General features: G+C 43.0%; 21 protein-coding genes. 15 read left to right on the top strand and 6 right to left on the bottom strand.

The genetic code is table 11. From position 1 onward, the window contains the following. Positions 1-58 precede the first annotated feature (58 nt). The 6 genes from xerA (at position 59) to PUE40_RS00335 (ending at position 6,621) form a co-directional block, all read left to right on the top strand. Positions 59-1,021, top strand: a complete 963-nt coding sequence (gene xerA, locus PUE40_RS00360) for a site-specific tyrosine recombinase/integron integrase (protein ID WP_277671547.1) — start codon at positions 59-61, stop codon at positions 1,019-1,021. An 18-nt stretch (positions 1,022-1,039) separates the two neighbouring features. Then, a complete protein-coding gene (locus PUE40_RS00355; protein ID WP_277671546.1) occupies positions 1,040-2,128 on the top strand; it encodes a restriction endonuclease subunit S in 1,089 nt (362 codons plus the stop codon). Between the two features lie 18 nt (positions 2,129-2,146). After that, positions 2,147-4,066: an ImmA/IrrE family metallo-endopeptidase gene (locus PUE40_RS00350; RefSeq protein ID WP_277671545.1), complete on the top strand. Its 1,920-nt coding sequence runs from the start codon at positions 2,147-2,149 to the stop codon at positions 4,064-4,066. Between the two features lie 429 nt (positions 4,067-4,495). Continuing rightward, entirely contained in the window at positions 4,496-5,092 is a 597-nt protein-coding gene (locus PUE40_RS00345) for a hypothetical protein (RefSeq protein ID WP_277671544.1), read from the top strand. 198 nt (positions 5,093-5,290) lie between these two features. Continuing rightward, positions 5,291-6,355: a protein NO VEIN domain-containing protein gene (locus PUE40_RS00340; protein WP_277671543.1), complete on the top strand. Its 1,065-nt coding sequence runs from the start codon at positions 5,291-5,293 to the stop codon at positions 6,353-6,355. Between the two features lie 17 nt (positions 6,356-6,372). Continuing rightward, positions 6,373-6,621: a hypothetical protein gene (locus PUE40_RS00335; RefSeq protein ID WP_277671542.1), complete on the top strand. Its 249-nt coding sequence runs from the start codon at positions 6,373-6,375 to the stop codon at positions 6,619-6,621. A 59-nt stretch (positions 6,622-6,680) separates the two neighbouring features. On the opposite strand, the gene PUE40_RS00330 is transcribed toward PUE40_RS00335, so the two are convergent. The 6 genes from PUE40_RS00330 to PUE40_RS00305 all read right to left on the bottom strand — a co-directional run bounded on the left by PUE40_RS00330 (position 6,681) and on the right by PUE40_RS00305 (position 11,349). Next, entirely contained in the window at positions 6,681-8,669 is a 1,989-nt protein-coding gene (locus PUE40_RS00330; protein ID WP_277671541.1) for a DNA polymerase, read from the bottom strand. A 56-nt stretch (positions 8,670-8,725) separates the two neighbouring features. Continuing rightward, positions 8,726-8,899 carry a hypothetical protein gene (locus PUE40_RS00325; protein WP_277671540.1) on the bottom strand — a complete coding sequence of 58 codons (174 nt, stop codon included), beginning with the start codon at positions 8,897-8,899 and terminating at the stop codon, positions 8,726-8,728. A gap of 269 nt (positions 8,900-9,168) precedes the next feature. Beyond that, positions 9,169-9,732, bottom strand: coding sequence for a DUF2815 family protein (locus PUE40_RS00320; RefSeq protein WP_231190400.1), 564 nt, complete (start codon positions 9,730-9,732; stop codon positions 9,169-9,171). A 16-nt stretch (positions 9,733-9,748) separates the two neighbouring features. Next, on the bottom strand, positions 9,749-10,870 hold the full coding sequence (locus PUE40_RS00315; protein ID WP_277671539.1) for a DUF2800 domain-containing protein: 1,122 nt from the start codon (positions 10,868-10,870) through the stop codon (positions 9,749-9,751). Beyond that, positions 10,863-11,204 (bottom strand): rRNA biogenesis protein rrp5, encoded by a 342-nt coding sequence (locus PUE40_RS00310; protein WP_277671538.1) that lies wholly within the window; start codon positions 11,202-11,204, stop codon positions 10,863-10,865. Before PUE40_RS00310 ends, PUE40_RS00315 begins: the two co-directional genes overlap by 8 nt. Next, positions 11,170-11,349, bottom strand: a complete 180-nt coding sequence (locus PUE40_RS00305) for a hypothetical protein (RefSeq protein WP_231190392.1) — start codon at positions 11,347-11,349, stop codon at positions 11,170-11,172. The genes PUE40_RS00310 and PUE40_RS00305 overlap by 35 nt, the downstream gene beginning before the upstream one ends. Positions 11,350-11,689: 340 nt before the next feature. Between PUE40_RS00305 and PUE40_RS00300 the strand changes: the two genes are divergently transcribed. From PUE40_RS00300 to PUE40_RS00260, 9 genes are all read left to right on the top strand, one after another. After that, on the top strand, positions 11,690-12,139 hold the full coding sequence (locus PUE40_RS00300) for a DUF7768 domain-containing protein (RefSeq protein WP_231190389.1): 450 nt from the start codon (positions 11,690-11,692) through the stop codon (positions 12,137-12,139). Then, positions 12,140-14,428: a phage/plasmid primase, P4 family gene (locus PUE40_RS00295; protein WP_277671537.1), complete on the top strand. Its 2,289-nt coding sequence runs from the start codon at positions 12,140-12,142 to the stop codon at positions 14,426-14,428. Positions 14,429-14,608: 180 nt separating this feature from the next. Continuing rightward, a complete protein-coding gene (locus PUE40_RS00290) occupies positions 14,609-14,998 on the top strand; it encodes a hypothetical protein (protein ID WP_277671536.1) in 390 nt (129 codons plus the stop codon). Beyond that, positions 14,982-15,275, top strand: coding sequence for a VRR-NUC domain-containing protein (locus PUE40_RS00285; protein WP_277671535.1), 294 nt, complete (start codon positions 14,982-14,984; stop codon positions 15,273-15,275). Before PUE40_RS00290 ends, PUE40_RS00285 begins: the two co-directional genes overlap by 17 nt. Next, positions 15,256-16,614, top strand: a complete 1,359-nt coding sequence (locus PUE40_RS00280) for a DEAD/DEAH box helicase (protein WP_277671534.1) — start codon at positions 15,256-15,258, stop codon at positions 16,612-16,614. Before PUE40_RS00285 ends, PUE40_RS00280 begins: the two co-directional genes overlap by 20 nt. Positions 16,615-16,681: 67 nt before the next feature. Continuing rightward, complete coding sequence (locus PUE40_RS00275) at positions 16,682-16,918, top strand: hypothetical protein (RefSeq protein WP_231194653.1); 237 nt, start codon at positions 16,682-16,684, stop codon at positions 16,916-16,918. Next, positions 16,915-17,340: a DUF1492 domain-containing protein gene (locus PUE40_RS00270; RefSeq protein WP_231190375.1), complete on the top strand. Its 426-nt coding sequence runs from the start codon at positions 16,915-16,917 to the stop codon at positions 17,338-17,340. The genes PUE40_RS00275 and PUE40_RS00270 overlap by 4 nt, the downstream gene beginning before the upstream one ends. Before the next feature lie 150 nt (positions 17,341-17,490). Then, positions 17,491-17,865 carry an HNH endonuclease gene (locus PUE40_RS00265; protein WP_231190373.1) on the top strand — a complete coding sequence of 125 codons (375 nt, stop codon included), beginning with the start codon at positions 17,491-17,493 and terminating at the stop codon, positions 17,863-17,865. 193 nt (positions 17,866-18,058) lie between these two features. Beyond that, entirely contained in the window at positions 18,059-18,598 is a 540-nt protein-coding gene (locus PUE40_RS00260) for a P27 family phage terminase small subunit (RefSeq protein ID WP_231190371.1), read from the top strand. Position 18,599: the final 1 nt, after the last annotated feature.

Genomic DNA, 18,599 nt, shown 5'->3' with positions numbered 1-18,599 from the left:
GTTGTCCCTGATAAAATTTGTTAATGGCGCAGGATGTTGGTATAAAGGAGAAACTAATATGAAAGCGTCATTAATAAAAGAAATTGAAAACAGAATGCAATCGCATTTAGACCCTGAACAGATGGGGCAGCTTCACCAGGTACTGGAAAGCTGCCTCAGTTCTACTAATGCTGAAGATAGCAAAGCGGACTTAATTAAGCTATTTTTGGCTGCAAAAAGGGTCGAAGGCTGTTCTGAGAAAACTGTAAAATATTACGATTCTACGATAAGAAATGCAGTGGAGAAAATTGATAAGGATGTTACGCAGATTACGACTGATGATTTGAGACTGTACCTTGACGACTACCAGGTCACAAGTAAAATCAGTAAGGTTACTGTAGACAATATTAGAAGAATTCTCTCCAGCTTTTTCTCGTGGTTAGAGGATGAAGACTATATTGTTAAAAGCCCGGTCCGTAGAATTCATAAGGTTAAGAGCTGCAAAACTGTCAAAGAGACATACACTGATGAAGACCTTGAATTGATGCGTGATGAATGTGATGGCATTCGAGACCTGGCGATTATAGACATTTTGGCGTCGACAGGTATGAGGGTTGGAGAGCTGGTACGACTTGATAAGAAGGACATAGATTTTCAGAATAGGGAGTGTATTGTCCTTGGAAAAGGTAATAAGCAGCGTAAGGTGTATTTTGATGCGAGAACAAAATTGCATTTAAAAAAATATATTGATTCTAGAACAGATGATAATGAAGCATTGTTTGTTTCGCTTCAGAAGCCTCACAATAGGTTGCAGATAAGTGGTGTTGAGATCAGGCTCCGAGAACTGGGTGCAAAACTTAATATTGATAAAGTTCATCCGCACAGATTCCGTCGCACTCTTGCAACATCTGCAATTGATAAAGGAATGCCGATTGAGCAGGTTCAAAAACTTCTGGGACATCAAAGCATCGATACAACGTTGCAGTACAGTATGGTAAGCCAGAATAATGTTAAGGAGTCCCACAGGAAGTATATTGGATAGCTATCGCAATTTATCGAGATGTTTGGTGATCTTGATAAGAATACAAAACAGTTTCCTAATAGAAAATTAAATGAGATATCAGCATATTGGAATGGTCTTACTTATAAACCTGCTGATGCAGTGGAAGCTGGAAGCGGAACTCTGGTTCTGAGATCAAGCAACATTCAGGATGGATCTTTAGCATTTGACGACAATGTCTATGTGGGGTGCACGATTAAAGAGAAACTCTTTGTTCAGGATAATGATATTCTAATGTGTTCTAGAAATGGAAGCGCCGCATTAGTAGGGAAAACGGCTTTAATTAAAGGTCTTACAGAGCCTACAACATTTGGTGCATTTATGATGATAATACGAAGTGATTATTATTCGTATTTAAAAACATATTTTGAGACTCCTTTCTTTAGAAATAAAATATCAACCGGAACTTCTACTATCAATCAGATAACCGGAAAAATGCTTAATGAGATATCTCTTCCGGTTCCAGATATGGACACAGTTAGAAGGTTTGAAGAGTTTACTCATCAAAGCGATAAATCAAAATTTGTAAGGTTCAAATCGCAATTTATCGAGATGTTTGGGTTGCCGGAGCGCAATACACATGAATATGAAATTGGTACAATCGGAGATGTTGTAAAGGATGTTCATTATGGTACTGCAAAAAAGGCATCGGAAGATGGACGATATATTTATATTAGAATGAACAATATCACATATGATGGTGATTTGGACCTAACAGATATAAAGCGTATTGATGTTCCAGAAAAGGATCTTTCAGGATGTATGGTTCAAGAAGGTGATGTGCTTTTTAACAGAACAAACAGCAAGGATTTAGTTGGAAAGACATGCCATTTTACTGGCGATGAGCCGATGATAATTGCAGGTTATATCATTCGTTTACGTATGAACGGCAAGGTGTTACCGGAATATGTTTCTACATTTATGAACCTTGACCGAAGTAAAAAACTTCTTTACAGCATGGCAAAGGGTGCTGTTGGACAAGCAAATATAAATGCTAAAGAAGTTCAATCTATTCCTATTGTTATACCTCCAGAAAATTTACAACAGGAATTTTTGAAGCTTCGTAAGCAGAGCGATAAATCAAAATAATTATGAGGAGGGGTGCTTTTGCAAAAGTACAAAAGCTTTGAGAAGTATTTAGAAAGTAAATACTACAATGAGATGTTCAAAGCCATCAAAAATTATATGTGGGGCCATAAGAATTCATTGGGTCTGTATTCATACGTGGTCCTGGATATGTCCTACATAGAATTAGATGATATTCACGTAAGAGGTGTATCTTTCCATAAAGGAGAAGGTAATATCCTTACATTTAAAGCATCGGTTGAGGCCGATGTAATTTTAAAAGGATTAGGTACACGAGACTATGAAGCGGACCAGCAGCAGGTATGGTTTTCCGTTTCTTTTACCGGACACCTGCTGGCAGGCTTAAATATGGTTACCATCACTGGAGTGGATTTATACAGCAAAGATAAATTCAAAGCTGAAGATTCACTAAGTAAATTCCTGGTGCCATATCTGTATTCAAAAGACCTGGATTCAGAAGCTGAGAAGTTTTTGAAGAAGTATTATCCTAAGGCGTTAAAAACACCGATGGCTATTGATATGAACGAGTTACTTGAGAATATGTGTCTGGAAATGCGCTATGCGCCGCTGCCAGATAATATTTTCGGTATGACATACTTTGCTGAAGCTGATGTAGAAGTTTGCGATGCACTGAAAAGAAATTCGCATGTAGAGCATATTGAGGCTGGTACTATTCTGATCAATCCGATGATCTTCTTTATGAGAAATGTTGGTTCAAAGAATAATACCGTCATTCATGAAGCTGTCCATTGGGATCGACACAGTGACTTCTTTGAGTTACAGAAACTGCTGAACGACGATATCAGTCACATCAAATGCGAAGTTGTAGAATCATATGATGGCAAAACGGCAGGAATAGACAACGCGTTGAAGTGGATGGAGTGGCAGGCAAACGCTCTTGCACCTCATATTTTAATGCCGGCTGAAACGACTAAGATTAAGTTTAAGGAGATTCTGGCAGAGACCAGAAGGACATATCCAAAAGAGCGAAACGCAGTGATTTTTGAATTCGCAATCACATCGCTGGCTAACTTCTTTGATGTGTCTGTGATTTCTGCAAAGATAAGATTGACTGAACTAGGGTTTGATTTGGCTGAAGGCACTGGTGTCTATGTGGATGGTAAGTATTATCCTCCATATAGCTTCAAAAAAGGAAGTCTGAAGAGAAATCAGACATTCACAATTGATGCACGAAATGCCATCGTCGAGTCATTTGTAAACCCGGCACTTGCTGCCCAGGTTGAGAACGGAAGTATCATATATGCAAATTGCATGTATTGTATCAATGATGAGAAGTACGTGACTCGAAATGACAATGGTACTCCGATACTTACAGATTATGCGTTGGAACATGTTGATGAGTGCTGCTTGGCATTCGATAGAAAGACACGCATCAGTAACAAGTACGACGATTCTTATTACAGAGTTTGTTTCTTATGTAGAGACATCAAGTCTGAGAATATTGTCGAAGCGACGTATGATCCTGACTATAAGAACAACCAGGATGTTGCAGAAAGAGCAAAAGAGATTGCAAAATCTAAGAAGATCATGCAGGAAACTATTAAGGTTCAGAAAGAGACTGCAGGATTAGAATTCCATGAGTGCTTAGCTTACCATATGGAAAGACGAGGCCTTACTGAAGAGGAGTTAGCATTCCGTTCCGGGCTTAGTTCTCGTATGGTTGGTGATTATCATAGAAAGCCTTGTAATATACAGCTCCCGGCGGTGCTGGCACTTTGCATCGGTATGAATCTGAAAAGAGAATATTGCTATTCACTTATTGAGAAGGCTGGATTTACTCTTAAGACTTCCAATGAGCACATGGTATATAAATTCTTGATAGACAATCATACAGATGAGAATCTTGATTCTTGGAATGCGACCCTGGCGGAATTTGGCATTGAGCAGCAGCTTCCAAGCAATAGAAAGAAAGCTGTGTAAAAAAATAAAAATATTTTTTGAAATCCGGAAGTCCGACTTCTGGATTTCTTTTATAAAAATCATATAGAAACAGACAGCCCTATGGCAGACAGGTAAAACTGTTTGCTGTAGGGCTTTTTTTGCGTTAAAAAGGGCCCTTTTTGCATGATTTTCCCGGAAGTCCGGCTTCCTGTTTGAAAAAATCGAATTGAACTATAGTAACGATAGTGAAGCACAAAGCTTCCAAATAGACACTTGGTGATGGCCCTCTGATCAAGGGATTTCCTAACTTTACCGGTGTCTCACAACTTAGTGATGTCGGCAAGAGTAGGACTTGTTGACCACGTAAATCAACGGAGGAATCCATATGATGAGTGGTCACGTAATACCTTTTTTCGACAACTTTAGCTATGCGGTTTCCTCCGCGTCAATCACAGGAGGAAATAGCAGATGGCTAAAAACGAATTTTACAGAGACTTTAGTAACAGAAAATCATTCAACAATGCACCTGTAAGTGCTGATGAAGAACTTGTACCAGCAGTGCTTACAAAGGATATGAAGGTTACATTGAAACCGATGGGTCTGGATTATGGAAATGTTGAAACTTGGACTTTTCCAAATGGACAGAAGGTTCCGGTAGTCTTTATTCCTAACAAGAAAGGCTTCATGGATATTTACATGAAATTCTTTAACGGTGAAGTTGAGAGATATCTGAAACACAAGGATGAAGAACAGTCTGACGATCTGTCATTGGATAAGTTCTTAGAGGACATTGATGATGAAGACGGCGAAGGTTTCGATCCTACTGGAACAACTGAGAACGAGGATAAAGCATTTGTAATGATGGTGTTTGAACTTCTTATTGAGGATCTTGAAGCACAGGACGTTAACATGGGAAAGATTATCCGTTTACTTGCTGATGGTTTTCAGAAGAAAGAGATCCTGGATCAGGTTGATCTTGGAAAAGGTAAAACCCAGGGATATGCTTTTATCGAAAAGACCCAGAAGATCGCTCTTAAGATTTATAACGATAAGTTCCGCGATTAAGAATCTGTAAGCAACAATAGAGAGAGCAGTATCGGAGTAGCTAACCGGTACTGCTTTTCTTTCACTTGCAATCACTCAGAACAAATTGCGCCGAGCGATTGACAGATGTATAAAGGTGTGCTATATTTTAATCAGAACAAAATGTGCCGAGTGGTCAGAACGTATCGTGCAGAGTAAATATATGAAAGGGTGATTATAATGCAGAAATTAAAGAAGTATTTAAGTGAAGTACATCCAGAACAGTATCACATCTTTGATTCTCACCAGGAGCAGATGCTTAATCGTGGCATGGATCATAAGGATAGAGATTATGAAGCTTATAGCTACAACATCCATAAGAACAGTAAACCGAAAGCAGGAGATGTGTTCCTGTATCGTAGACCGGGAAAGTCTACTGCCAATAGAAAGTTTAACATTTATGGGGGTGGCGTTATCGACTTTATTACCGAGCCAGATGCAGATGGTAATGTGTTCGCTGTCGTAAAGCTTCCATTCAAATTAAAGGAACCGTTGGAGCAGAAAACAAGTAAGTTCTTAGAGGACTTTGAATGGACTTCAAAACAGAAGAAGCCTGGTTCATGGGAGCATTTCTGGAACCAGTACGGTATGAACGTTATCGATGAGCATGACTTCTGGGGCTTAGTTGGCGATCAGGAGTACATCGTACCTGGTAATACTAATCCATACAATCCTTATGTTAAAGAAGCGGCAGAAGAGCTCACTGAGACATCAGAGGGTTTTGATATTCAGGGCTTTCAGATCAACATCGAGGATGAAGAGGATCAGAAAAAGATGCCTAGTGGTAAGGCAGAAGCATCTCATGAGTTAACAGGTAAGCACGTGGACTACAAGAAACTCCAGTCTGCTAAGACATCCGTTGGTAAAGCAGGTGAGTATCTGGTATTAGATCTTCTTCGTGAACAGTATGAAGGTACAGATGTTTTTATCGAGCATGTGGCAGAGACAGAAGGCGACGGCTGTGGTTATGATATCAGAATCACCTTCCCAGACAAGAAGGAAATTCGTATTGAAGTTAAGACGACCACATCAGCATACATTGATGGATTCTATCTCACACCTCGTGAGCTGAACGCGGCAAGACAGTGCTTGTTCGAGGAGGCATCAAAGTGGAAGTCATATCACATCTATCGTGTATATAACTTCGATCCTAAAAATAAGACAGCTAACATCAAGATCTTCGATCACTTCAACGACGCAGACTTCAGATTAGCACCGACCTGTTGGAAGGTCCACATTAGATAAGAAAGAGAGGAATTTTAATGGCAGCAAATAATGTCCAGACAAACAACGCAAAACCTACAGCAAATAAACAGTCAGCACCAAAGCAGCCAGCAAAAACAGTAAATAAGAATCCTGGCACAGAAGCAGTAGATAGAGCTTTTGACGGAGTAACTGAATATTGCAAAAACGATCCAAAGACTGCTAAGAGAATCGGTGGAAGTATCATGCTTGGTACTGGTATTGGTATCGCAGTTGGCGGCGGTTTGATGATAGCTTCATCATTCTAATACAACCTAATATACAAAACGAATCCCGGAAAGCAGTGAGTGCTGACCGGGATTTTCTTTTAGTCTTTCTTATAAAATTCTGTTGTGTATCCATCGGCACGAAGTAAGATGTCAGGCATCCATGAAGGATTATGAGCCATAGCCTTACATACATCATCAAGAGATACAGTATCTTTGCATTCGATGATCAGTTCGTCATGGACGTGACCGCAGATGAAGAAGCCGGGCAGGTTCTTCATAGCATTCATAAGCAGGTCCCTGGATACAGCCTGAACTACATTCTCGACGAACTTCGGACCGTAACTTTCGAGACGTTCCCATTTCTTAGTGGAGCCGATACCTTCATAGGTTACAGATTCACCACCAAATTTGTTCTCACCAATACGAGGCTTAATGTATGTAAGCTTCCTTCCAGATGGGAGAGTGATGAACAACATTCCGCTGCGCCAGGTGAATTTAATGCCATGAGAACTGGTGCTGGTATGCATCTTGATTGCGCTCTTAACAGCATTATCAAAGTCCCACCATAAAGATACGATGTTCGGATTAGACTCACGCCAAGCATCTACAAGTGGCTGAAGTTCATCCTCAGTAAGGCCCATTTCAAGAGCTCCCATCGCTTTTAAAGCGCCAACACTGCCGCCATAGCCAAGGGCCAATTCCGCGATCTTACCTTTCTGACGAAGGTGTCCGTTGATGCCATGCTTTTCAACCGGAACATGGAACATCTGTGATGCAGAAGCGCAGTAGATGTCGCCACCGTTTTTGAATACTTCAGCTCGCCAGGACTCTCCAGCAAGATGTGCGATCACACGTGCTTCAATGGCACTGAAGTCTGCTACATAGAACTTGTATCCAGGTCTTGCAATAAAGGCAGTGCGGATCAGCTGTGAAAGTGTATCAGGGATATCATCATATAAAAGTTCTAATGAATCATAGTCACCGATCCTTACAAGCTCTCTGGCTTCAGCAAGATCATTCATGTGATTTTGAGGGAGATTTTGCAGCTGGATGATACGTCCAGCCCAGCGGCCGGTTCTGTTGGCTCCGTAAAACTGAAACATACCTCTGGCACGAGTATCCTTACAGGCGGCATTTTCCATTGCCTGATACTTTTTAACAGAGCTTTTTGCAAGCTGCTGACGAAGGGCAAGTACCTGCGCTAAGTCTTCTGGTGCATCTTTGATGAGTTCAGCGACAGCTTTCTTTCCAAGTGTATCCGTCTCAAGGCCCTGATCAGATAACCAGGCTTTCATCTGAGCTACACTGTTGGGATTTTCAAGGTCCGTCATATCCTTCATCTGGGCTGCGATATCAGTCTTGGAGCGTTCATCAAAAGCAATCGCATTTTTCACAAGCTGCATATCTACAAGAATACCTCTGTCGTTAATGGACTGGTCCAGATGGTACTCATCCCATACAAAGTCCGGAACCGGGAACTTGTGAAGCTTCTCTTTGATTCCCATCTCAACTTCAACGTCACGCTTGTTATAAGCTTTGAAGGTAGACCATTTATCCGGTGCATGATGAGGCAGGTTTCTGGTTCTGCCACCATTGGTCTTGGTAGGCTTGCAAGGGACGCAGAAGTATCGGATTAAATCTTTACCTTCTTTCATTTTCTGATCTTTAAGACCAAGCACAGCACCGACTCCTTCCAGTGATAACGGAAGTCCCATGTAGGCACTCCAGATCATAGTGCAACGCCATGAGGCAGGGTTTAAGTAATTTGATACGGTATCGCCTGCAGCACCATAGGTTTTGAATCGGTCAGGGTAGTGCTTCTTTAACCAGTAAGATAAGCAGACTCTCTCGAATACTGCATTAAAGGCCCATTTGATTACTGTATCATCAACCAGTGCGTCCAAGATCTCATACGGAAGTGTATCCCCGCAGGCAAGATCATAAACTGTGACCGGCTCGTTATTGATGGATACTGCAAAGAGTAGTATCTCGAAATTATCTGATTCAGCGTATTTGTATACGCCGCTTTTTTTGATATCGACATCGCTGTACGTTTCTAAGTCGATGGACATTTCATGTATTGTCATATAGAACCTCCTAACAAAACAGGTGGCTAAGAGATAAGCTCCCAGCCACCTGCCGATTATTCATTGTCTGTCTTAACTTCTTCTGCAATATGCTTCTTGTCTCGGCGGGCCTTGATCTTTTTCTTAATAGTTCTGAACAGATCAACTACCATCATTCCGACCATAGCGATGAACCATCCCATTGTTGCACCAAAGCACATAGATAACATTAAGTGTTCGTAAGTTGTCATGATAAGCACCTCATTTCTTTATTTGTCTTTACGTGAACGCCAGCGGTTAAGATCCTTCATTACAGTTCTATAAGCTGATGTCAGAACAGAAAGAATGAACTTGATCAGGTTGTAGATGATGAAACCGTAGATCACGAAGATCAAAGTATAACCGGCTGCGTAGAACACAAACTGATTTGCAGATTCAATAATAGTTTCCATGGATTTACCTCTTTTCTAAGATGACCGGCAGCAGGTCATCCACTGCCGGCCTTGTGTATTTATTATGATTAGCTAAGGAAATCGTCATCTTCTTCAGTAGCGAAGTCGTCCTCAGCTCTAGACTTACCACCAAGCGGCTCACCATCGCGAATCTTCTGAAGGTTGTTAAGACCACAGGCAATACCACGATTACCGTTAGAGTTGAATGCGTAAAGGTTGATAGAAGCTCTACCATATACACCGCTGTATACCTCAGAACGATCCAAGATAGGCTGACGGTCAGCGTCTACGATACCAGGAGCAGTAGCAGAGTTGGCGTTGATAAAGTAGCTGTTGGCATAGGCTTCATCGCCAGGTCTCTCTCTGTCACCATCACGAAGAGGGTTCTTGATCACATCAAGTGCCGGGCATACCTTTGCGGTACCCTTAAGCTTAGATTCACCTTCCTCGTAAGCTGCCTGGATAGCAGCGCGGATCTTGTTGACGGTTACTGTGTCAGACTTCGGAATGATAAGAGATACGCTGTACTTAGGTGCGCCTCCATTGATTGACTTAGGGTCCCATACGTTTGCGTAAGACCATCTAGTGTTTACTCCAGTAATAACTTTTGTAGGGTTTGCAATTTTAGACATAATATTTTCCTCCTGATTAATTGTCTTTGAAATCATCTGCTGCAGTGTTCATCGCGGGTCTTTTATCAGACTCCGGAACAAGTGCAGGTTTACCCGGTGGCTTATATACAAGTCCACCTAATAACTGTTCAAACTGCTTCTTTCCAAGCAGTGAGCTCATGGCTGTAATACCAAGGAGCTTCTTTTCATATGGATCATATCCAGCTTCCGTTACCGTAGCTGCGACGACTGCTTCGTCTGTATATTTGCGGTTACTTCTACCTTCAACGATCTTGAATCCTTCGTAGTGCGTACCAGCCTGTGCCTGGGTAAGTGCGTAATCTTTGATGTCATTTCCCCAGTTGATGAGCTGATCGATTCTTGGAAGGATTGCTGCAATCTCGAAATCATCTAAGGTTGCTGGCATCTCGAAATCGTACTTTGCAAGCTCAAGGTTTGTTTCCGCACGTTTTCTACAAGTCGCTTTCACTTTACAGAACTGACAGTGATCGCCAGCTTTGAATTCACCTTTGCCTTCATATGCAAGGGCAGCGGTAGGTTTTAATACTTCCTCGGCCCAGGTAAGAAGATCTTCTTTGGTGATGGAGCTAGTAGATACATTGTCGCGGCGAGGCTGGAAGATCGTCATCTCGATGCGGCTTACATCGTATAAGTCATCGAATGCTTCCAGAGCACCTAAGGCGTAGCACATCATCTGTGTGTTACCTTCGCTTTCAACCAGAACTCCCAGTCCATGCTTGTAGTCGATGATGTGAAGGACCTCATCTGCGATGATGACACAGTCGCCAGTTCCGAATCCGTTCTCAACCCAGCGGGAGAAGTCTAAGCGCTGCTCGATGAATACCATCGGATCACTGCAGTAGGCTTTTGCTCTCTCATACTGTTCAAGTACGTAGTTGGTGTATTCCTCGGCGCAATTCTGCATCTCGCCATTGTAATAACTAAGGTTTTCTGTTGGATCTTCTACATCTCTACCCAGAGCCTTTTCTACAAGGTAGGCACACAGTTCATGGCAATCAGTGCCTTCCTGGGCGTAGGGTGAAGATTCATCTTTGATTCCCTCGCAGAGCTTTGCAGACGGTGGACAGTTGATCCAGCGGTGCGAAGCAGAAGCGGAGAGGAATGCATGCTTAGCCATTGATCAGTTCCTCGGCTGCTGCAACTAAAGCAACGTAGTCTTCCTCTTTCACTTCGCTCAGGCGGTTAGCACCGAACTTAGTTAAGAGAGCTTTTGCTTCAGCTTTCTTACCCTTACCAGCAAGTGAAGCCATGATTCCACGTACTTCCTGGAAGGAATACTTCTTTACTTCAGGTGCAGGCTCTTCCTTTTTAACAGAAGGCTTGCTTTCAGTTCTCTCAGGTTCTGCTGTATCAGAGAACATTTCTCTTAAAGCAGTAGCAGCTTCGATCATCTTCTGACCGGCTGTGATCATCTCATCAAGAACCTGATCCAGATTTGACATCTTGCTCATTTGTCTTAACCTCTCTTTCATTTTCTAATTCTTGTCTCAGTTTGGCTGCCAGTCTCTTTGCTACGACACTGATGGCGATGAGGGTATCAATAAGTTCTTCATCGACGGAGTCAATAGCGCTGGCATGATCTCTTGTGGTAGTCATCGTCTTAACCTCGCTTTCCGATTGGCTTTGTGCCTTTCTAACTTCCTAAGGGGATTTGAAGGATGAAATTCCGGGTTTCCAGAAAACTTTTTTATTTTTTTCTTGGAAGCTTTTGTTCAGCTCGTCCTTCTAACTTCCTAAGGGAAAATCCGAGGTGTAATTCCGGGTTTTGTGAAAATAAAAATGTCAGGCCGATTTTCGCTATATAAAAGGAAGCGATTCGGTCTGACATATTTTTTTTGAACTTTTTTATTCGGAAGCCGGAATCTGGCTCACGAAATCCCCTTAGGAAGTTGAAGAAGGAAATCTTCTATCTTTTAACGAAAGGCGGGTGAAAGCGATGAGAGCATACGGCTTCAATCAGGAAGGTTACCCTGATCCAACTGCAGCAAAAGCAGTAGCGAATGTATCGAAGGCAGAAAAGAAGTATTTACCTCTTGTATATATCTGCTCGAAGTATTCCGGCGACACTGCAAACAATACAGAAGCAGCCAAGCGCTACAGCAGATTTGCAGTCGACTCAGGTGCCATTCCGTTAGCTCCACACTTACTGCTTCCTCTTTATATGAAGGAAGACACCGAAAGAGATCTGGCCATGTTCATGGACAAGGTGTTCTTAGGAAAGTGTGATGAGCTGTGGGTCTTTGGAACGGAAGCGTCTCCGGGCATGCGCATGGAGATAGCGAAAGCGAAGAAGCACCGTAAGAAAATCAGATATTTTGACAACGAGTGCAGAGAAACTAATGAAGCTCTGGATATCGGGCCAGAGAGAAAGCAGGAGGAAAGTTAAATGAACTTTGTTATTTACACAGCTAACTGCACTGGAAACGCTGCGAACTGCGACTATCCAAATAAGGTAGTAGTCGATAGCGAGCAGACGCTTAAAGAAGCAGTCAAAAAAGATCATGTCTGTGCTTCTTATAAGGATAACTACAGAAGCAACGACAATTTCATTTCTTCGGATGTGATTGTGATGGATGTGGATAACGACCACACAGCTAATCCGGATGAGTTTATTACAGCAGAAAAGATGGATGAGCTGTTCCCTGATATCAGCTACTGCCTGGTACCGAGCCGCCATCATATGCTGCCTAAGGGAACACACCCTGCAGCACCGAGATTCCATGTGATGTTTCCGGTGGAGGCTATCACAGACGCGAATGCTTATGCAAAGACCAAGGAACTTCTTTATAAGATGTATCCCTTTTTTGATGACAATGCACTCGATGCAGCCAGATTCTTATTTGGTTGTGATGTGAAAGAGATTACCTGGCATGAAGGCTGGCTTTCCATCATGGATGAAATCGCAGACGGTGATCTGGTGGAATCAGATACAGATGATGAAGAGTTCGATGCTCCGGTATCAAGCGGGCCTATCTTAGAAGGAAGCCGCAACAATACCATGAGCCATTTCGCAGGTCGTATCTTAAAGAAGCTTGGTGTATGTGAAAAGGCGAAGCAGGCCTACATGGAAAGAGCTGCAAAGTGCGAGCCTCCATTATCACAGGAAGAGCTTGATACCATCTGGAATAGTGCCATCAAGTTCTATGAGAAGGTGGCAGCGCAGGATGGTTACGTAGCACCGGGAGAATACAACGATGAGTTTGGTACCAGCTTCTTAAAGCCGGAAGATTACTCCGATATTGGTGAGGCAAAGGTTCTGGCCAGAGAGTGTATCAGCAGACTTAGATTTACCAGCGCTACAGACTACATTACCTTCCAAGGAGACCGCTGGCATGAAGATAAACAGAAGTCTCTTGGTACGGTTGAAGATTTCATGGACGCGCAGCTTACAGATGCAAACGAAGCAATCCGTATTGCAGAGGAAGCGCTGATCTCCATTGGTGTCAGCGAAACAGATGTAAAGGGCCGCACAAAGGATCTTCCTAAGATGGTACCAATCGACAAGATGGGCATGCTCTATGCTCTGATCGGTGCGGATACCTATAAGAAGTTCGTCATGAAATACCGTAACTACAAGAACATCGTAAATACCCAGAATGCAGCTAAGCCTATGCTGGCCATTGATGTATCGGAGCTTGATTACGATCCGGAACTCTTAAATACACCTGGCGGTACTTACGATTTAACAAAAGGTCTTGATGGAGCCCATGCACACGATCCGGATGACCTTATTACAAAGGTAACTGCAGTCGCTCCTGGCGATAAAGGCAGAAAGCTTTGGGAGGACTCGCTTAGTTTGTTCTTCTGTGGAGATAAGGAACTGATCGATTATGTTCAGGAGATTGTCGGTATGGCAGCAGTCGGTAAGGTTTACGCAGAGCACATGATCATCGCTTATGGTGGCGGTGCGAATGGTAAGTCAACCTTCTGGAACACCATCGCCAGAGTGCTTGGTAATTACTCAGGCAAGTTATCAGCTGAGGCTCTTACCATGAACTGCAAGCGTAACGTCAAACCTGAGATGGCAGAGCTTAAAGGCAAGCGTCTCATCATTGCATCGGAGTTGGAAGAAGGAACCAGACTTAATACCGGTATGGTAAAGCAGCTTTGTTCGATCGACCCGATTGAAGCAGAGAAGAAGTTCAAAGATCCATTCCACTTTGATCCGTCGCATACACTGGTGCTTTATACGAACCACCTTCCTAAGGTATCAGCCAATGATGATGGTACCTGGAGAAGACTGATTGTCATTCCGTTTAATGCAAAGATTACCGGCAAGTCCGACATCAAAAACTATGCTGATTATCTTTTTGAAAACGCAGGACCTTCCATCATGACATGGATTATCGAGGGTGCGAAGAAGGCGATTGATAAAGGATATAAGTTCAAAGAACCTAAGCTGGTTGCGGATGCCATCAATGCATATCGTGAGGAGAATGACTGGTTAGGTCAGTTCGTAGAGGACCACTGTGATGTGGGTGCTTCTTATGAAGCAAAGTCTAGTGAGCTTTATCAGGCATACCGCGCAAGCTGTTTATTGAATGGTGAGTATGTCCGCAGCACGTCAGATTTCTATGGATCACTTGAGAAGGCAGGCTTTACGAGACGTAGAACCAGAGACGGAAGAATGATCCAGGGACTTCGTCTTAAGTCTGGACAGGACTTCATGGAGTGACACTCGTGACAGTCATTTTCTAAAGTTTGATAGAAGTTATGGCTCTTGTGCCAGTCGTGACACTTAAAACCATAACTTCTTATAACTGAAAATACTGTTTTTTATATATGTGTGTCAGTCGTGCCAGTCTTTACGTAAAAGTCTCTATAGGAGAATAAAAAAATTTATATAGAGAAGGTTATGAAATCACTGGCACGAGCGTCACACTTACAAATTTCAACTGATGAAGAATTGGAGGATTCAGGTATGTTAGCAAAAAAGAATCGAACGATTGATGAATATAAGAAGGCCGGAGCCGAGATGCGACTTTTCAAGAACTTAGGTACTAAGCTCGCGGTGGATATTTCCAAAGTGGTATCTGCTTCCGATTACGAGATGTTAAGTAGAGCCCTTCACCGCATTGATGAAGTATGCAGTAGAGCAGAAGACAATATGTTTTCAGACTTCCCAGAGTTAGGTAATGAATACATCGGTGTCTTCTATGGCAATGTGGGAGACCAGCCACGTAACCACCTTGATGGAGAAATCATCAACCTTGCAAAGCAGGTGAGCGATGAGCTCTTTAAGTAAGCGTGAAAGTTTCATCGAAAAGAAATTAGTGCAGGAGGTTAAGAAGCGTGGTGGCTTATGCGAGAAGTGGATATCCGGAACTTCTGGTTGGCCAGACCGTATCGTAATCCTGCCTGCAGGAAAGATCGGATTTGTTGAGGTGAAGGCTCCCGGAAAGGAGCCAAGACCTCTGCAGGTTCATAGACACAAACAACTACGTGCCCTGGGTTATAAGGTTTACGTCTTAGACCAGGAATCACAGATTGGAGGTATCCTTGATGGAATACAAACCACATGATTATCAAAAGTATGCGACCGAGTTTATTGTGACCCATCCGGTTGCAGCAGTTATTTTACAAATGGGTCTTGGAAAAACAGTCTGTACCTTAGATGCCATTAACCAGCTGATGTACGACAGCTTTGAGGTCCGAAAGGTGCTGGTAATCGCACCGCTTCGTGTTGCAAAGGTTACGTGGAGCGATGAAATCCGTAAATGGAAAAATCTTAGTCACTTAAGATACAGCATCGCAGTTGGTACAGAAAAGGAAAGAATAGCAGCTCTTAATGCAGATGCAGATATCTATATTATCAACCGCGAGAACGTACAGTGGTTGGTAGAAAAAAGCGGAGTGCCATTCGAGTACGACATGGTTGTAATCGACGAGCTGAGTTCTTTTAAGAATTGGAATTCAAAACGCTTCAAAGCATTTATGAAAGTCAGACCTCGTGTGAAGAGAGTGGTTGGTCTTACCGGTACACCTTCTCCCAACGGCATGATGGATTTATTCGCACAGTTTAAGTGCCTGGATATGGGAGCGAGACTTGGAAGGTTCATCACGCAGTACCGTAATTGTTATTTTGTACCGGATCGTATGAACGGACAGATTGTGTATTCCTACCGCTTACGTCCAGGTGCAGAGAAACAGATCTACGATAAGATTTCTGACATCACTATTTCCATGAAGGCACTGGATCATCTTAAGATGCCAGAGCTTATTGAAAACAGATATCCGGTTTATATGGATGAAAAGGAAGCTGCCATGTATGACGAGCTTCGATCTGATTTGATTCTTCCTTATAAAGAAGATGAAGCAATCACTGCAGCGAATGCAGCAGCTCTTTCTGGTAAGCTTTGTCAGATGGCAAACGGTGCTGTGTATTCAGAGGGTGGAGATACGGTACATATCCATGACCGTAAGCTTGAAGCCTTAGAAGATATTATCGAAGCAGCACAGGGACCAATCCTTCTTTGTTACTGGTTCAAACATGACCTGGAGCGTATTGAAAAGAAGCTTCAAGAGCTGAAGGTAAGCTTTGATAGGATCACCACTGAGGATAGTATTCGTAAGTGGAATGCCGGAAAGCTGGATGTTGGTTTGATCCATCCTGCTTCTGCTGGGCATGGACTTAATTTGCAGCAGGGTGGAAACGTGATTGTTTGGTTTGGACTTACCTGGTCCTTAGAGTTATACCAGCAGACCAATGCCCGCCTTTGGAGACAAGGACAGTCTAATAAAACCGTTGTGGTACAGCACATTGTAACTGCCGGAACCATTGATGAAGATATTCTGGATGCCTTAACAAGTAAAGATGCAAGCCAGAACAGACTGATCAATGCGGTGAAGGCACAACTGTAAATGAGCCAAGTATGGCCGAGTCAATCAGAGTCAATCCGAGAGAAATATTATGATCGGAGGTACTCTTATGAGCAATAAGAATTCATACGATCCCTACGAGCAGCTAGCCAATGCAATCGTGTTAGCTGCGGTGAGGGATTACCGAGATGCAAATAGAAAGCTGTCCAGAGGACGAAAGAACCAAGCTGCCCTTGAAACCAAAGAGGAGTGCTTACGATTTTTTCGCTCTGGCTGGTTTAAGGCTCTTACTGAAATCGATCCAGAGTACCTGATTAAGAAGCTGGATGAGGAGGTAGTAAGATGACAGCTAAAGAGTATTTATCACAGGGTTATCGTCTGGAGCAGATTATCAAGCTGATTAAAATGGATATTGAGTATTGGCAGGATCTTGCCAGCAGCGTATCCTCTCCTGGATTTGAAGAGCACTTCAATGCAACCAGAAATACAGACGCACCCTTTGTCAAACAGATTTATAAGATGATGGAGTATCAGGATCTGCTTACAGAAAAGCTGGAACTGCATATGAATCTTAAGAGGGAGATGCAGAAAGCCATTGAATCGATGAGCAATCAGGATGAACGTTTGGTTCTTGAGTTCCGTTATATAAAGAACCTTACCTGGCCGCGCATCGCTGATCTGATGTATGTGGATGAAAGCACTGTTCGCAGATGGCACAACAAAGCTTTGAATCATTTTGTTGTTCCAGAAAATCCTACAACAATTTAATATTGCGCGGAAATGAGCGCCTTTGAGCGGGTTCCTATCATGGTATAGTATAATCAGCGAAAAAGGATAAAGACATGACCCACATAGCCTCGTTGGATAAAAACCACCGGGGCTTTTGTTATGCCTAGACCCAGGAAGGAGGAAAGACCGGTGCCACGAAAACCGAAGAAGCCATGTGCTGTGCCAGGATGTCCGAACCTTACTGAAGGAAGATATTGTGAAGAACATACGAAACAGGAAAACGCACGCTACGAGAAGTATGACAGAGATCCTGCTGTACGCCGTAGGTATGGACGAGTCTGGAAACGTATCCGCGATACCTATGTAAAGACCCATCCCTTCTGTGAGCTTTGTTATGAGAAGGGTGTGATTGTACCTGTTGAAGAAGTGCATCACAAAGTTCCTTTAGCTGAAGGAGGAACTCACGAGCGCAGCAACTTGATTTCTCTTTGCAAGAGCTGTCACTCACAGATACATGCTGAGCGAGGAGACAGATGGAACAAAGATAAAAAATATACTTATTAAGGTGTCAGTCGTGACAGTCAAAGTATAAAGTATTTCAGAATTTTTGTGTGACAGTCGTGTCGGGAGGGGCGGTCAAAATCTCTACGGATCGGCTTCCCCGCCAACGGCGTCGGGGTCAAACGCGCAAAAATCCGATTTCAAACAGGGAATTAAACCCTGAAACGTTAATTCATAAGAAGGCAGGTGCAAGAATATGGCCAAAGATGGAACAGCCAGAGGCGGAGCCAGGTATGGTGCTGGTCGAAAGCCAAAGCCACTGGCCGATAGAGTGATGGCGGGTGAAGCTGCAGTTTCTATAGAGCTTCCTGACCCACCAATTTTTGAAGGGAATGATGTCCCTCCAGTAAAGCAATACCTGAAAGCAAAGCAGAAAGCCGGTAAGGACTTATGCGCTGCAGAGGTATATGAAGAAACATGGAAATGGCTGAAGGATAGAGGTTGCGAAAGGCTGGTAAATTCTCAGTTGATTGAGCAGTACGCCATGAGCGTATCCAGATGGATTCAGTGTGAGGAGTGTATATCTGAATACGGCTTCTTAGCGAAACATCCCACAACTGGCAACGCAATCGCATCTCCATACGTATCCATGTCGCAGCAGTACATGAAGCAAGTAAATCAGATCTGGTATCAGATCTTCCAGGTAGTAAAGGAGAATTGTTCGCAGCCATTTTCCGGTAACACGCCGCAGGACGATGTGATGGAGAGACTGTTAAGAACAAGGAAGGGAATGTAAC

Origin of the sequence: Mogibacterium kristiansenii (assembly GCF_029224645.1) — a bacterium.
GTDB lineage: Bacteria > Bacillota > Clostridia > Peptostreptococcales > Anaerovoracaceae > Mogibacterium_A > Mogibacterium_A kristiansenii.
Note: the sequence above shows the minus strand (reverse complement) of the source record. Positions and strands in the feature narration are given on the sequence as shown.